A 16,254-nucleotide genomic window follows, 5' to 3' on the forward strand; every position below is an offset into this window, starting at 1 on the left:
ATCGCGATCTTGGTTTTCGATGTCAAACCAATCGCTGACCAGAAGCTGACCAGCCCGTCAAGCTCGTGGCAAGGTTTTGGTCAGCACGTCAGCAAACTGCATGTTTCGAGGCTTTTCCGCAGCAAAAAAGCCGTCTCCCGAACAGTTGGGAGACGGCTGTCATAGAAAAATCAATTACAGATGAACATCGGGATCGAGCATTTGAGCGCTCACGCGCATGGATGACGCCAGGTTTTGGAACGTTTCCAGACGCAGGCTGTCGATCTGCCCGGCGTCCTCGGCCTCGCGAACGGCGCAACCCGGCTCATGGGTATGTGTGCAATCGCCAAACCGGCACGCGCGCGATGCCTCGACAATCTCGGGGAAGGCGCGCGCCAGACCCCGCTCGTGACCCACGAGCGGTAGGCTGCGCAGGCCCGGGGCATCGGCGATCACGCCGGCGTCGCCCGGCAGTGCCACCATCACGCGCGCGACGGTAGTGTGACGGCCCTGGTCGTCGCGTTCGCGCACACCGCCAGTCGCCAACGTATCGTGGCCCAGCAGTGCATTGAGCAGTGTCGACTTGCCGGCACCCGACTCGCCCAGAATCATGGCGCAGCTCCCGGCAGGCACGCAGGAACGAACCTCGTCCAGGCCGCGCCCCTCGGCAGAGGACGTCACGATCACGCGCACGTCCGGACCCACCAGGCGGCGCACGCGGTCCAGATCGCGCTCGAGCTCCTCGGCATCGCAGCGGTCAGCTTTGGTGAGCACCACCACCGGCTCGGCATCGCAGTCGAGTGCCAACACCAGCGAGCGCGCCACGCGGTCGAGCAGCACCTCACCGGCACCGAGCGCCTGCACGATTAGCACGCAATCCACATTGGAGCAGAGCACCTGACGCTCTCCGCGGGCACGGCCGCGCCAACGCTCAAAGCTCGTACGGCGCGACAGCACGCACTCAATCACGCCCATATCGTGCCCGGGAGCGCGGCGCACCGCCACACGGTCGCCCACGGCAGGCAGCAGGACCTCGTCCTCGCCGCGCGACTTGGCAAACCCCACGGCATGCTCGGCGCGGAAGGTGTCGTCGGCAGTCGCCACCAGCGGAAACCCGCGATCCAAGCGCACCACGGCGCCAAGCTGCATCTGCTCGGGTTCCTCGGCATGTGCGCAAAAATCGTCAAAGGCAGTCTGCTGGGCTTCATCGACCGGCAGGTCATCAAACGCCGGAACGTCCTGCAGCGCGTCGAGTCCCGGCACGCTTGCCAGCAGCTCCTCGGCAGACGCGGGGGCCTCGGTCGCAAGCTTCCGACGACGATCGCGCTTAGCCCGCGCCCCCGTCGTCTTTTTCTTCGCCTTAGCCTTCGCCTTGCCCACAAGCGCCTCCCAGCACCATAAATCACAACTGAGCAGGTATTTTAAATCAAAAAGAGCTGGTCGGGCAAAGCCCGACCAGCTCACATACTTTCCTTCAGCCCTTTACCATCCGCACGGGAGAAAAGCCAGCAAGGATACCGCAGGGCCCGCCCGCCGGGAGGGGTTTCCTAAGGGCACATCCCGCAGCCGCAAAGCGGCGAGGACGTGCCCGTGGAAACCCCGCAGGCGGGCGGGCCCGGACGAGAGCGTTACTCTTTCTCCACCGCGCGCATGATCGCCTTGTAGATCTCCATCAGTGGGATGATCAGGAAGGCCAGGCCCAGCGCGGCAAGAACGCCCTTGAGCTCAAGCGTCACGGGGCCAAAGAACATCTCGGCAAGCGTCGGCTGCACGGTCACGATCACCGTCAGCACCAGTGCCAGCGCGGCAGAAGCCCACAGCCACTTGTTCTGCTTCTTCATGGTGAACAGCGACGCACGACGGCTGCGCATATTGAAGCAGTGGAAAATCTCGACCATGTTGAGCGTGATGAACGCCATCATCACGCCTTCCTCGTCGGCATTGCCGGCGATCATATCGGCGATGTGGATGTAGCCCATGTCAAAGTACACGCCCACAAAGAAGCTCGCCAGCACCAGCACGGTGATGATCAGACCCTGGACCACGCAGTCCAGGCCCATGTGACCGGCAAAGACACCGTCCTTGGCGTTGCGCGGCTTGCGCTTCATGATGTCACCCTCGGCATCCTCCATGCCCAGCGCGAGCGCGGGGAAGCAGTCGGTGACCAGGTTCACCCACAGCAGCTGCACCGGCTGGAAGATGGTAAAGCCGATGAGCGTGGCGATAAACACCGAAAACACCTCAGCAAGGTTGGCCGAAAGCAGGAACTGGATGACCTTGCGGATGTTGTCGTAGATGCGACGGCCCTCTTCGCAGGCACCGATGATGGTGGCGAAGTTGTCGTCGGCAAGCACCATGTCGGCAACGTTCTTGGTGACGTCGGTGCCGGTGATGCCCATACCGACGCCGATGTCGGCGCGCTTGATGGACGGGGCGTCGTTGACGCCGTCGCCGGTCATGGCGACGATCTGGTCGCGCGACTTCCAGGCCTCGACGATGCGCGTCTTGTGCTCGGGCTGGACGCGGGCGTACACGCCGTAGTCCTCGATGTGCGCGTCGAGCTCCTCGTCGCTCATGCGGTCGAGGTCGGCACCGGTAATGGCATGGCTGCGATCGGTGACGATGCCCAGCTGCTTGGCGATGGCCACGGCGGTGTCGATGTGGTCGCCCGTGATCATGACGGTGCGGATACCGGCGTCGTGCGCCTCGCGGATGGCGTCGGCGACCTCGGGGCGAACCGGGTCAATCATGCCGGACAGGCCGCAGAAGACCAGGTCGTGCTCGAGCGCAGTGGGGCTGCAGTCGGCCGGGACCTCGGTGTAGGTGCGGCTTGCCAGCGCCAGTACGCGCAGGGCCTCGTCGGCCATAGCCTTGTTGGCGGCCACGAGCTCGGCGCGACGCTCTTCGGTCAGGGGGACAACCTTATCGCCCTCGTAGATATGGGTGCACAGGCCGATCACCACGTCGGGCGCGCCCTTGGTGTACTGCTCATACTCGCCGTCCAGGGTCTCGACAACCACGGACATCATCTTGCGGCCCGAGTCGAACGGGGCCTCGCCCACGCGCGGGTGCTCGGCAGTCAGGCCAGTGAGGCCCGCCTTGCCGGCGTCGTTGACGAGCGCGCACTCAGTCGGCTCGCCCACGGCCTCGCCCAAGTCCTCGTCCCACTGGGCATCGGAGCACAGCGCCATACCGGCCAGGAACTTCTCCTTAGGCGCGGCGAGTTCGTGCTTGACGACGGTCATCTTGTTCTGGGTGAGGGTACCGGTCTTGTCGGAGCAGATGGTCTGCGTGCAGCCAAGGGTCTCGACGGCAGAGAGCTTGCGGATGATTGCCTGACGCTTGGCCATCTTGGTCACGCCAAGCGACAGCACGATGGTCACGACGGCGACCAGGCCCTCGGGGATGGCGGCGACGGCAAGCGAGACAGCGACCATAAAGGTGTCGAGCAGGGCGGTCGGGTCGGTAAGAACGTTGCCCACGCCGTGGCGGATGATATCGACACCAAAGATAACGACGCAGATGACGATGACCATGATGGTGAGGATGCGGCTGAGCTCGGCAAGCTTCACCTGCAGCGGCGTGAGCTCTTCCTTGGCCTCAGCCAGGGCACCGGCGATCTTGCCCATCTCGGTATCCATGCCGGTACCGACTACGACGGCGCGGCCACGGCCGTACACCACGGTGGAGCCCATGTAGCACATGTTCTTGCGGTCGCCGAGCGGCACGTCATCGGTGCCGGTGGCGAGCTCGATCACGTTGGCATGCTTCTCGACAGGCACGGACTCGCCGGTGAGTGCAGCCTCTTCGATCTTCATCGTGGCGCTCTCGAGCACGCGGCAGTCGGCCGGGACGGAGTCGCCCGCCTCGAGCATGATCACGTCACCGGGCACGAGCTCGGCGCTCGGCAGGTGCACGAGCTTGCCGTCGCGCAGCACCTTGGACTGCGCCGCGCTCATCTCCTGCAGGGCCTCGAGAGCCTCCTCGCTTTTAGCTTCCTGGACCACGCCCAGCACCGAGTTGACGATAACGACGAACATGATGATGGCGACGTCGGCAAAGTCCGCCTCGCCCTTGACCATGCCCGTGAGTGCACTGATGACGGCGGCAACGATCAGCATGATGACCATGGGATCGGCCATCTGCTCAAAGAAGCGCCTCCACAACGGCGTCTTCTCGGCTTCCTCGAGCTTGTTAGGGCCTGTCTTGGCGAGGCGCGACGACGCCTCGTCGTTGCTCAGGCCGAGGTTCTCATCGACACCTTGGTCGCTGAGTACCTCCGCCGCGGCGGACAGGTATTCCTTTTGCATATAGAGTCCCCTCCTGGGATTCGGGCCACTCAGCAGATTGATGCCCGATCATAATTCCCAGGAGAAGGGCAAGGGCTCATCAAGGCTGCCGTGCTGAGCGGCAGTTGATAGTGGAGCTATGGTACCCCAAAGCGGCGCGTCTAGCCAAAACATTCCAATTGGAAACACGGCTCGAGTGCAACGATGCAGACCGTGTGATGCTCAACATTGATAAAACGTTTTTTCTTCGGCGCATCGTCAAACTGAAATATCGCCCAGATAGCAGCGGTCAGAGCGGTTGGTAAAGATTTTTCATATACCGTTTTTACCGCAAAAAATGAACTTCTAATTCGGCATACGGTCGATTTTTTGGGGTATTCGGTCGGCATTTCGTTATAATCATCTCAGTTTTATTTCTTATGGTTTATCTATCAGCGCAAGACGATGTCAGATGGAGGTCTGAATGTACAAGCGCACCAAGATTGTATGCACCATGGGTCCCGCCTGCGATAGCGACGAGACCATCCGTGAGATGATCAAGGCGGGCATGAACGTCGCCCGTTTTAACTTCTCGCACGGATCCTACGACGAGCACCACGGTCGCATCGAGCGCGTCCGTCGTATTTCCAAGGAGCTCGGTCTGCCCGTCGGCATCCTGCTCGACACCAAGGGCCCCGAGGTCCGCACCGGCCTTCTGGTCGATGGCAAGAAGGTTGCCGTCAAGACCGGCGATAAGATCGTCGTCACCGCTCAGCCCACGTCCGAGGATTTCCACGGCACCTCTGAGCACATCTCCCTTGACTACCTGGCTCTGCCCTCCGAGGTCGAGAAGGGCTCCCTCATCCTGATCGATGACGGCCTGGTCGCCCTCGAGGTCGAGTCCGTCGACGGCCAGGACATGACCTGCGTCGTCAAGAACGACGGCCTGATCGGCGAGCGCAAGGGCGTCAACATGCCCAACGTCAACATCTCGCTGCCCGCCATCACCGAGCGCGATCGTCAGGACATCCTCTTTGGCCTGACCGAGAACATCGATTACATCGCCGCTTCCTTCATCCGTGACGGCGAGTCCGTCCGCGGCATCCGCGAGCTTTGCCGCGAGAACGGCGGCGAGCACGTGACGATCTTCCCGAAGATCGAGTGCGCCCTGGGCGTCGAAAACTTCGACGAGATCCTCGAGGCTTCCGACGGCATCATGGTCGCCCGTGGCGACCTGGGCATCGAGATCAAGCCCGAGCTCGTTCCGCACATCCAGAAGGAGATCATCGCCAAGTGCAACGCGGCCTACAAGCCCGTTATCACCGCTACGCAGATGCTCGACTCCATGCAGCAAAACCCGCGCCCGACGCGCGCCGAGGTTGCCGACGTTGCTAACGCCATCTACGACGGCACCGACGCCGTTATGCTGTCCGGCGAGTCCGCTGCCGGTAAGTACCCGGTCGAGGCCGTCAAGATGCAGGCCAGCATCGCTCTCGAGACTGAGAAGTACCTCCCGGCTCACGCTCCGCTCGAGGTTCCGGCCGATGCTCACGGCACCCGCGTCGTCAACAACGTTGTGGGTATGTCCGCTGTGAACATGGCTACCACCGTTGGCGCCAAGTGCATCACCGTGCCGACGACCACCGGTCGTACCGCTCGCCTGATCTCGCACTTCCGTCCCAACATGCCGATCTGCGCGTTCTCCCGCCACGAGTGGGCCGTCCAGCAGATGATCATGTACTGGGGCGTTATCCCGCACCAGGCCGAGATTACCCAGGGCACCGTCAACGGCACGATCGTCAAGGCGATCGAGACCGCTAAGGAGCTCGGCTACGTCGAGGCCGGCGATCTGACCGTCGCCACCGCCGGCGACCCCCGCATGAGCGTCCAGCTCGAGGACAAGGTCTCCTCGACCAACGTCGCTTACGTCGCTCAGGTGCGCTAAATCGTACTTGCAAGCACATTTGCATTGCAAAGGGCCCGGAAGGCATTGCCTTCCGGGCCCTTTTTAAGACCTTCTTCATATGCCGCCTCATCGATTTGCGTTCAGTCGCAAGCCTCTCCGATGCCGAGTGCACCACCGAAGACGCCCTGCGACGGGAGCCGTTGGTCAATTGGGATGAACTGTTCACCGTCAAGCCGGCCAGCTAGCAGCTAGCAATCAGGGGCAGCGCAGGCACATCGGGCGATTCGACACGGGCGGCAAAACCCGCCTCGGTCAGCTCGATGACCTCGGTAAACGTTGCGTCGAAGAATTTCTCGGTCAGCAGGCGGTATGGCGGATGGTCGGGCTCGCCGGGGTTTTCGCGCACGATCTCGTGCATAACGCCGATGGTCTTGAGCACATACTCCTTATGGATGGGATACTGCCCAAAACGCGTCGCCGCAGTATACAGGCGATCGGTCGCGCGCGGAATCGAAACAATGCCGAGCGTCTTGCCGAACCAGTCAAAGTCGCCTTGCTTTTTAATGCGGAACTCCTCGCACGGCTTGCCGCCGTGCGCCTCCAGGTACTGATTCACGCGCGTATTCCATACGGTATCGGCCACCAGATGCGACCAGACACCCAGTGTCAAATCGAGCAACGACTGCGCCACATCTTCGGACGCAAGCGAGAACTCACGAGCGCCGGGACCGACAACCGGCTCAGCATCCCTGTAGCGCTGGGGATAGTGCACGCGATTCAGTCGCTCGCGCTCCTCGATAATCGAGGTCGCCGCGGCTGGCGCACCGGTGGGCGAACTTTTAAGCAACGGTGCCACATAGGTATCCCAGAACTCGTGCTCACGCGGCTTAGGGATAGGCTCGGGCTTGGCAAAGTGCGTAATGCGGTACGGGATGGGATCGGCGATGCCAGGGACCATATAGCCCACGAAAATATCCGGAACCACGCAGCCAAACAAAAAGGCATTGCGGTCGCGCACGCTCTTGGCAAGCGCACCGGTGCGCTCCAGCAAACGCTCCGTCTGAGCGATATGAATGTTCCAGCTTGGCATAGCCACCCCCATAAAAAACCTGGATAACTATACCATCACGGCAAAGCCGCGCGGGCGGCTACGCACGCTCTACGCAGCAACTATTCCGCAGCGCCGCTCTCGGTTCCATACGACGACACCGGCGCCTCGACCACATGGTGATATCGATCGATATAGATGGCGCGGGCACCCAGGCGCCGCACCAAATCCTGATGATGTGTGCTCATCAAGACCGTCTTACCCGCCGCGACGTAGGCCAGCAAGAAGTTGACCACGATGTCGCATGAATCCTCGTCGAGCCCATTGGTAGGCTCGTCAAGGACCAAGATATCCGGGTTCATCGACACCACCGCAGCCAGCGCAACGCGCTTCTTTTGCCCGCCCGAGAGCTGATAGGGAGAGGCGTCGGCAAGGTCGGCAACCTGGAACAACCCCATGGCATCGCTCACGCGGCGCTCGAGCTCGTCTGCCGGCAGCCCCATCTGCGCGGGACCAAAAGCAACTTCCTCGCCCACCGTGGCGCAGAACAGCTGGGCATCGGCGTTTTGGAACACGAAGCCCACGCGCTGGTGGAACTTCTGAGCAGCAGCAGAATCCTTCAGATACGCCGCATCGACCACGCGTCCGTCAAACAGGTATGCCCCTGCGTTCGCGAGTTCAAGGCCGTTAATAAGGCGCATAATCGTCGTCTTACCGCAGCCGTTGGGACCGAGCAGGGCAACGAGTTCACCACGATCGACCTGCAGCGACACACCATCGACAACCGTATGACCCGTATAGGAAAACACCACGTCGCGCAACTCAATAAGCGGCGTGTCCTCGGCGCCGCCCACACCGTTCGTGCCCGCCGCACTATTCATATCGATCGTCAAAACGTCGCCCTTCCCTATTTGCATCCCCAGCCAGAACCAGCAGCGCCTACAGCACGGCGCACAACACTGCCAGCAGCGCCACGCCGGCCGCATAGACCGCATCGCGCCAGCCAAAGCCGCTCCGCGCGGGAGCCGGATACGCGCCGGCAAAGCCGCGGCAGAGCATGGCCTCGTCCATCGCGCGGCTGCATTCCATCGCCTTGATAAAGGTCATGCCCATGATACCCGCGATCGAATCGGTACGCGAAAATCCCTCAGGCGCACGGCCAACGCTGCGCAGCATGACCGATTCGCACAGATTGTGCGCCGTGCGACCCAGCACCTCAATGTGCTTGAGCGCCATATCAAACGTAAAGATGACCTCGTCGGGTAGATGCAGCATCTTGAGCGCCGCCGACATGCGGCTCCAGGTAAGCGTCCACGAAACGCCCAGCACCAGCGACACATTAATGAAGGTCTTGAGCGCGATCTTGAGCATGGCGCCCGTGGCAGACGCGCCCAGCAGCAGGGCAGGCAATGCCAGAACCACCGCAAGCCCCGTGGCGCCGAGCGCCGGTACAATGGTCGCACGCAGCCCGCGTGCGGGGCGCACCGCGACCAGCACCAGCGCGATAGCCGCCATCAACATGAGGTACAGCGGGCTCTGCGTCAGACACACGCACAGGACGCAGACGAACATCCCCACCAGGCGCACCGGAGCCGAAACGCAAGAAAGGGCGCGGTCGACCATCGACCCGCCCTCGTGCGCGCCTCCACCCAGGCGAACCCGCTCAAGCAGGCTCGCCAGGTGCAGGACGTTCTTTTGCATCACACGATGCCGAGCCCCCACGGGCTCGTAACGCTGCTCGACCGCAAGCCAGCTAGGCAGCTCGGCTATTGCCATGAGCACCGCTTTCCTTAACCGTCAGCGAGATCAGACGGAATGCGATGGTGAGCACCGCCACGCCAATCACGCCGGACAGGATATACATGGCAGCCTGACCGGCAAAGCCAAGACCCTGCTCCTCGGAATAGGCCTGCAGGTAATCACCCGTAGGCAGAGCGTCGGCAAAGGTCGGGGTATCAAGGCCGACCGAAGCCTGCAGGCTGTCGTCACCAGCCTCCTGAACGGCGGTCGCGGCGCCCTCGGCGTCCCACTCGCCCCATGCGTCACCTGTGGCAAGCAAGCCGAGCGGCGTAGCCACGACAAGCACGGCAACCAAGATGAGCGTGGGGACCAGCGAGGTCTTCTTGGCAGCAGCGCCCTCGGCAGTAAGCTGGCCATCGACGGCCTCGGGCCCGACGATAACGCTCGGCGCCGTCTTCTTAATGAAACCGTAGATGGCGGCCGTCGCCACGCCCTCGATCACGCCGGCAACCAGCATATGCGGGATCAACATGGCCGGAATAGCCACGGACAGCGGGAAGGGGCAGTACAGCGGCGCGCCCGAAGCGTTGGTAAAGAGCATCGGCTGAATACCAAACTCGATTGCCGCGCACAGGGCCGCCAGGCACAGGCCGACCCAACCGCTCACGACGGCAGAAACCGAGGTGCCCCAGCTCTTGTCGTGCAGGCGGCTGTTGAGCGCACGGAACACGATAGCAGCGACAAACGGCAGCACAAAGGCCATGTTAAAGCAGTTAGCGCCAAACGACAGAACGCCGCCGTCGCCAAACAGCAGCGCCTGCAGCGCCAGCGCAACCGAGACAGCGATAGCCGCGGCCTCGGGGCCTAGCAGCAGTGCAATGAGCGCGCCGCCGACGGCGTGACCTGTGGTGCCGCCGGGCAGCGGCACATTGAACATCATAAGCAGGAAGGAGAACGCGGCGCAGATGCCCAGGAAAGCCATGTGCTCGCGATCGAGCGTGGCGCGCACTTTCTTGATGCAGTGGATCCAAACGGGCACCATCGCCACTGCCATGACGGCATCGGTCTGCGGGGACAGATAATTATCTGGAATGTGCATGTACGCCTCCCGGTTATCGGCGCACGGAATTGCAACGCCGCTTGAATCACCTTGTCAGTGTTACGTATTGTCAGATTCGTAACACGCCGCGGGCTATCATAGCAAAACGGCGCACTGCCGACAAAGCAGCACGCCGTTATGTAATGCGCGTGTCATATATGCAGGCTCAGCAGCGCCTTATACCGGGCATAGTAGTCACGTAGGATTCGGCAGCAGCCACCGCTGACCCATACCCCAGCGCAGGACCTAGCCGCGGACCTCGCCGTTTACGCCCTTGCACACCTTGGTGACGATCTTCTGGTGCGCCTTTTCGACCTCTTCGCTGGTGAGCGTGTGGTCGTCGGAGCGATACGTAAGCGCAAAGGCCATGGATTTCTTGCCCTTGCCGATGCGGACCGGATCGCGGTAGACATCGAACAGGCGCACGCCCTCGAGCAGCTTGCCGCCGGCACTCGTAATACGACGCTCAAGATCCTCGCAGGTCACAGTGTTGTCGACCACGATAGCAAGGTCGTGCTCAACGGCCGGGTACTGCGAGAACTCACGGTAGTTCTCCTGGTTGCGGGCGCCCTTGATCAACTTGTCCAGGTCGAGCTCAAAGGCAACGACGACCTCGTCAATGCCCATAGCCTCGCGCGCCTCGGGGTGGATCTCGCCAACCCAGCCCAGCACGGTACCGCCCGAGAGCACCTCGGCAGCACGACCCGGCTGCAGGAAGGCATAGCTCTCGCCCTCGACGGGACGGAATCGAACCTTCTCGATGCGCAGCTGAGCAAGCAGCTCCTCAACGATGCCCTTGCCAAAGAAGAAGCGCAGCTTACGGTACTTCATGTTCCAGGACTGCTCGCTCCACTGGCCCGAGAGCACGCCCGCTACGGACTTGGTCTCCTTGGGCAGGCTGGCGTTCTCGCGACCGTGGAACAAGCTGCCGACCTCGTACAGGTGCACGTTGGGCGTGCCGTGGGCCTCGTTATAGGCCACGGATTGCAGCAGGCCCGGCAGCAGCGAACGGCGCATCTCGGTCTGCTCGGCCACCAGCGGGTTCATGAGAACCACGGGGCAGCCGCGGCCCTCGGTGGACATGCCAATCTTCTCCAGGTCGCCCGGGGCAGCAAAGCCAAAGGTCGTGGTCTCGTTGAGGCCACAGGCGCGCAGGATCTCGCCGACCTTGCGGGTAAGCTTCTGCTCGCGCGTCAGACCGCCGATGTGGTTCTTGGCAGCCGGAATGGTTGCCGTGACGCGACCCATGCCCCATAGGCGCAGGACTTCCTCGATCAGGTCGATCTCACGCGGCAGGTCGGGACGGAAGCTCGGCGGCGTGACCATAAAGTCCTCGCCGTCGCGCTCGACGGTGCAGCCCAGGCGGGTGAGCGAGCGCTCGATAAAGTCGGGCTCGATGTCGGCACCGCAGATGGCGTGCACGCGGGCCAGGCGCAGCTTGATGCTGTCGATGGTCTTGGGCGCGGGGAACACGTCCACATAGCCGGGGGCGACCTCGCCGCCGGCGATCTCCTCGATAAGCGCGCACGTCACATTGGCGACGTCCACGCAGCCGGTCTCGTCGACCTGGCGCTCAAAGCGGATGGAGGCGTCGGAGATCAGCGACAGGTCACGGCTGGTGTGCGAGGTGCGGCCGGCGTTGAAGCAGGCGCTCTCGACCATCACATCGACGGTATCGTCCTCGATCTCGGAATCCATACCGCCCATGACACCGGCCAGCGCCACGGGACGCTCGCCGTCGGTGATGAGGCCCATGCCGGCGTCGAGCACGCGCTCCTCGCCGTCGAGAGTCGTGAACTTCTCGTCCTGCTGGGCGGCGCGAACCACCACGCGACGGTGGCCATCGCGCTCGGCAAAGGTGTCGAGGTCAAAGGCGTGCAGCGGCTGGCCGGTGAGCATCATCACGTAGTTGGTGATATCGACGATGTTGTTGTGCGGGCGCACGCCCAGGGCGTTGAGGCGCTTGACCATCCAGTCGGGCGAGGGACCGACCTTCACGTTGCGCACGATGCGGGCGACGTAGCGGTCGCACAGGCCCTCGTCGGCAATCTCGACCGAAAGCTCGTCGTCGGTCGCGCGGCCGGTCTCGACCTTGATGGCGGGCAGCTCAACGTGGAAATCGCGGTCGAAGATGGCACCGGTTTCGCGGGCCATGCCGATCATGGACAGGCAGTCGGGGCGGTTGGGCGTGATCTCGCAGTCGAGCACGGTGTCGCTCGAGCCCACGTACTCGGCAAACGGCATGCCGCAGGGCGTATCCTCGGGCAGGATCATGATGCCGGAGTGGTCGCCGCCCAGGCCGAGCTCGCGCGCGGAGCAGTTCATGCCCATGGACACGACGCCGCGAAGCTTGCTCTTCTTGATCTTGACGTCGCCGGGCAGGACAGCGCCGATCATGGCCGTGACGATGTGGTCACCAGCCTCGAAGTTCTGTGCGCCGCAGACGATCTGCAGCGGGGCGGGGTTGCCATCGGCGTCGAGGTTCTTGTCGCCCACGTCGACCGAGCACACATACATGTGGTCGCTATCGGGGTGCGGGGTCTTGGTGAGCACCTTGGCGGTCACCACGTGGTCGAAGGACTCGCCCACGGTGTCGATCGCCTCGACCTCGGTACCGGTACGGATATATTCGTCCGAAAGGGTCTTGGGATCCTCCGGAATATCGATCATGGTCTTGAGCCAGTCGTAAGAAACGCGCATCTAACTGGTCTCCTTTCATAAATGCGGCTTTGAGCCGGAAACTGCAACTAAGAAGAAAGCGTTCTAGAACTGGTTCAAGAACCTCATGTCACCAGTCATCAACGTGCGCAGGTCGGGCAGGTCGTAGCGCAGTGCCGCGACGCGCTCGGCGCCAATACCAAAGGCGAAGCCGGTGTACTTCTCGGGGTCGATGCCGCAGTTGATCAGGACGTTGGGGTCGACCATACCGCAGCCCAGGATCTCGATCCAGCCGCTGTGCTTGCAGAAGTTGCAGCCCTTGCCGCCGCACACGTGGCAGCTCACGTCCACCTCGCAGCTGGGCTCGGTGAAGGGGAAGAAGTGCGGGCGGTAACGCGTCTTGCGATCCTCGCCAAACATGCACTTAACAAAGTAGTCGAGCGTGCCCTTAAGATCGCCAAAGGTGATGCCCTCGTCGACGACCAGGCCCTCAATCTGGTTGAACTGCGGCAGATGGCAGGCGTCGGCCGTGTCGGGACGGTAGACGGTGCCCGGGCAGATCATGTAGATGGGCGGCTTCTGCGACTCCATGGTGTGGATCTGCACGCCCGAGGTCTGGGTGCGCAGCAGCACGTCGGACTCACCGTGAGCGTGAGCCTCGGGATGCGCGACGCTGCCGGGGTTGTTGTCGACCACATAGAACGTGTCGCGAGCCGAGCGGCTCGGGTGATCCATGGGCGCGTTGAGCGCGGTGAAGTTGTAGTAGGAAGTATCGACCATGGGGCCGGACTCGACGGTGTAGCCGATGCCGCAGAAGATGTCCTCGGCCTCCTCGATGATCTGCTTGATCAGGTGCTGGTGACCGATCTGCGGACGGATGCCCGGCAGCGTGATGTCGACGGCCTCGTGCTCGAGTACGTGCTTGAGGGCGGCGGCCTTCATCTCGGTGGTGCGCTCGTCGAGCATGCCCTCGATCAGCTGGCGCATCTCGTTGGCGCGTTTGCCCATCATGGGACGATCCTCGGGAGCGAGCTTGCCCATCATGCGCATCAGGCCGGTGATACGGCCCTTGCGGCCGAGCAGCTCAACGCGCGCGGCCTCGAGCTTGGCGGCGTCGTCAGCGCTAGTGACGAGCTCCTTGGCCTCTTCCTCGAGTTTGACCAGATCATCAATCAGACTCATGTCTTCCCTTTCGTCTCTCGCGCATCCGCGCTCCGGGACGGCTGACGCCGCCCGATGTTGCGGATGCGCGGCCCGGTTCGGTAACAAAAAAAACCGCCCTCGGGCATGTACATTGCCCAAGGACGGTTGAATTCCGCGGTACCACCTTGTTTGACCCGGCGGATGTCTGGCCCGCCGCGCCCACTCTGTGCCTCTTGTCGCGAGGCTCACGGCTTCCCTACTGGGACTTTGCTGCCACTGGCCGCGTGCCCGTTGAGGTCGCTGCTCGGGAGTGAACGCTTGGCCCTTGCCACCGCAGGAAGGCTTGCAGCCCATGACCTTCCCTCTCTTGCCGGCGACGCGGCGGGCAAAACCCTCTCCGTCAACGCATTGGGCTATAGGATAACACATTTCGCGAGTGCATCGCCGCGTTCCGTTTTGTTCGCGCTGGGTACAAGGCAGGTAGCTGTGCAAACTGGCCGCGCACCCGCCTGCGGCGCTCGGCCTGCGAGATTAAGGATACGGTATGGGAAAGAAACTCGATAAGAAGGCCAAGGCCGCCGTGGCAAAGGCCGCCAAGGGCGTCAAGGCCGCTAAAGTCGACAAGGCCGTCAAAAAGTTCCGCAAACTCGAGGGCAAGCTGTGGACTCGCGAGTACCTGCTCAAGATTGCCGAGTTCGATGGGGCGACGATTGCTCCTGCCAACGGCGCTGCCGCCCGTGCCGACGCCATGGGCACGCTTGCCGGCGAACATCACAAGCTGCTGACCAGCGAGAAGTCCGTTGAGCTCGTACGCTCGTTAGCGCGCGAGACGGTTGCAGGCGGACACGTAGACGACCCGCAGCTGCTCGACGAGATTCGCGTGCTCGGCCGCGACCAGCGCGAGGCAAGCGTTATTCCTACCGAGGAGGCCGAGGCCTGGACCAGGCTCACCTGCGAGGCCGACGCCGTGTGGCATAAGGCCAAGACGGCCAACGACTGGGCGAGCTTTGAGCCCTATGTGGATAGAATCGTCGCCCAACTTAAGCATCAGGCCGAACTCATGGACCCCAAGCGCGACCCATACGACGTTTGGCTCGACCAGTACGAGCGCGGCCTTTCTGCCGAGAGCTTCGACGCGTTTTGCGAGGAGGTCAAGGCCACGGTCGTGCCGCTCGTGCACGCCATCGGCGAGCGCGGCCAGCAGCCCGCTGCCGACTTTTTGCACGCCCGCGTGCCCGAGGCCGCCCAGCGCGCCATGAGCTTCGACCTGATGAAGCTCGTCGGCCTGAACCTGGACGACACCACGCTTGCCTTTACCGAGCACCCGTTTAGCGAGGGCTTTGCCGTGGGTGACGCGCGCATCGCGACACACATCTACGAGGACGATTGCATCTCCAACGTCTACAGCATCATCCACGAGGCGGGGCACACCATGTACGAGCTGGGCGTCAATCCCGCCTATGCGCGCACCTGCCTGGAGGGCGGCACCTCCATGGGCATCCACGAGAGCCAGAGCCGCTTCTTTGAGAACACCGTGGGCCGCAGCCGTGCCTTTATGGGACCGCTGCTCGAGGTGCTGCGCCGCCACGCACCCGAGGTCTACGGCGACGTCGACGAGGACACGCTCTACCACGCCGTGAACATCGCGCAGCCTTCGCTGATCCGCACCGAGGCCGACGAGCTCACCTATCCGCTGCACGTTATGGTGCGCTACGAGATCGAGCGCATGCTGTTTACCGGCGAGGCCACGGCCAAGGACATCCCCGCGCTTTGGAATCGCTTTATGGATGAGTACCTGGGCATTCCCGTTCCCGACGACACGCACGGCTGCCTACAGGATACGCACTGGAGCGGCGGCTCGTTTGGCTACTTCCCCACGTATGCGCTGGGCAGTGCCTACGATGCCATGTTTGTGCCGGCCATGTGCCGCGACGGTGTCGACCTTACCGGCGCCTGCGCGAGCGGCGACCTGACACCTGTCCGCGCCTGGCTGGGCGAGCACATTTGGCAGTGGGGCCGCGCCAAGGACGCGCCGGAGCTCATCAAGGGCGCGTGCGGCATGGCGTTCGATGCCCGCTACTACTGCAGCCACCTGCAGGACAAGTTCACCACGCTCTACGAACTGTAAGGCATAACCGACACGCCAACGCAAAGGGGACGCCGCGGAACCAATCCGCAGCGTCCCCTTTTTTCACCCAATAACTAGGTACCTAATGACTAGTTCGTTGACGCTAATGTCTTGGCAACGTCAGACACTATGACCCAATCCAGGGGCACGGAAACGACAGGAGCCCCCGCTCGTGACCGCGGGTCGGGGCTGCGACAATGATGTCGAAGTGCCATAGGCGCAGCCGCGCCGCAACGAGGTTGGGAGGCTCCCATGCCAAAGCATTCTACCGCGTTCGGGATGGAC

The 16,254-nt window shown here is 62.7% G+C and carries 11 protein-coding genes; 2 read left to right on the plus strand and 9 right to left on the minus strand.

Features of this window, described 5'->3' with window-relative positions; all coding sequences use genetic code 11:
* Nucleotides 1-174: 174 nt before the first annotated feature.
* The 3 genes from rsgA to AAAX31_RS02270 form a co-directional block, all read right to left on the minus strand.
* Nucleotides 175-1,254, minus strand: coding sequence for a ribosome small subunit-dependent GTPase A (rsgA, locus tag AAAX31_RS02260; protein ID WP_349076064.1), 1,080 nt, complete (start codon nucleotides 1,252-1,254; stop codon nucleotides 175-177).
* A 353-nt stretch (nucleotides 1,255-1,607) separates the two neighbouring features.
* Nucleotides 1,608-4,289 carry a cation-translocating P-type ATPase gene (locus AAAX31_RS02265; RefSeq protein WP_349076054.1) on the minus strand — a complete coding sequence of 894 codons (2,682 nt, stop codon included), beginning with the start codon at nucleotides 4,287-4,289 and terminating at the stop codon, nucleotides 1,608-1,610.
* Between the two features lie 140 nt (nucleotides 4,290-4,429).
* The gene (locus AAAX31_RS02270) at nucleotides 4,430-4,657 is read right to left on the minus strand and encodes a hypothetical protein (protein WP_195621186.1); all 228 of its coding nucleotides are present in this window, start codon (nucleotides 4,655-4,657) and stop codon (nucleotides 4,430-4,432) included.
* A 74-nt stretch (nucleotides 4,658-4,731) separates the two neighbouring features.
* Here AAAX31_RS02270 and pyk point away from each other — a divergent pair, with 74 nt between their 5' ends.
* On the plus strand, nucleotides 4,732-6,192 hold the full coding sequence (pyk, locus tag AAAX31_RS02275; protein WP_035136807.1) for a pyruvate kinase: 1,461 nt from the start codon (nucleotides 4,732-4,734) through the stop codon (nucleotides 6,190-6,192).
* A 202-nt stretch (nucleotides 6,193-6,394) separates the two neighbouring features.
* Here pyk and AAAX31_RS02280 read toward each other — a convergent pair whose 3' ends face one another.
* The 6 genes from AAAX31_RS02280 to pheS form a co-directional block, all read right to left on the minus strand.
* Nucleotides 6,395-7,243 (minus strand): hypothetical protein, encoded by an 849-nt coding sequence (locus AAAX31_RS02280; RefSeq protein WP_349076055.1) that lies wholly within the window; start codon nucleotides 7,241-7,243, stop codon nucleotides 6,395-6,397.
* An 80-nt stretch (nucleotides 7,244-7,323) separates the two neighbouring features.
* Nucleotides 7,324-8,094 (minus strand): ABC transporter ATP-binding protein, encoded by a 771-nt coding sequence (locus AAAX31_RS02285; RefSeq protein ID WP_349076056.1) that lies wholly within the window; start codon nucleotides 8,092-8,094, stop codon nucleotides 7,324-7,326.
* Between the two features lie 46 nt (nucleotides 8,095-8,140).
* Nucleotides 8,141-8,977: an energy-coupling factor transporter transmembrane component T gene (locus AAAX31_RS02290; protein ID WP_349076058.1), complete on the minus strand. Its 837-nt coding sequence runs from the start codon at nucleotides 8,975-8,977 to the stop codon at nucleotides 8,141-8,143.
* Complete coding sequence (cbiM, locus tag AAAX31_RS02295; protein WP_349076059.1) at nucleotides 8,955-10,040, minus strand: cobalt transporter CbiM; 1,086 nt, start codon at nucleotides 10,038-10,040, stop codon at nucleotides 8,955-8,957. The genes AAAX31_RS02290 and cbiM overlap by 23 nt, the downstream gene beginning before the upstream one ends.
* Before the next feature lie 246 nt (nucleotides 10,041-10,286).
* Nucleotides 10,287-12,740, minus strand: coding sequence for a phenylalanine--tRNA ligase subunit beta (pheT, locus tag AAAX31_RS02300; RefSeq protein WP_349076060.1), 2,454 nt, complete (start codon nucleotides 12,738-12,740; stop codon nucleotides 10,287-10,289).
* Nucleotides 12,741-12,803: 63 nt separating this feature from the next.
* Nucleotides 12,804-13,880 carry a phenylalanine--tRNA ligase subunit alpha gene (pheS, locus tag AAAX31_RS02305; protein ID WP_349076062.1) on the minus strand — a complete coding sequence of 359 codons (1,077 nt, stop codon included), beginning with the start codon at nucleotides 13,878-13,880 and terminating at the stop codon, nucleotides 12,804-12,806.
* Between the two features lie 505 nt (nucleotides 13,881-14,385).
* Here pheS and AAAX31_RS02310 point away from each other — a divergent pair.
* Nucleotides 14,386-15,969: a carboxypeptidase M32 gene (locus AAAX31_RS02310; RefSeq protein WP_117770494.1), complete on the plus strand. Its 1,584-nt coding sequence runs from the start codon at nucleotides 14,386-14,388 to the stop codon at nucleotides 15,967-15,969.
* Nucleotides 15,970-16,254: the final 285 nt, after the last annotated feature.

It is taken from the genome of Collinsella sp. CLA-ER-H5 (genome assembly GCF_040092375.1).
Lineage (GTDB): Bacteria > Actinomycetota > Coriobacteriia > Coriobacteriales > Coriobacteriaceae > Collinsella.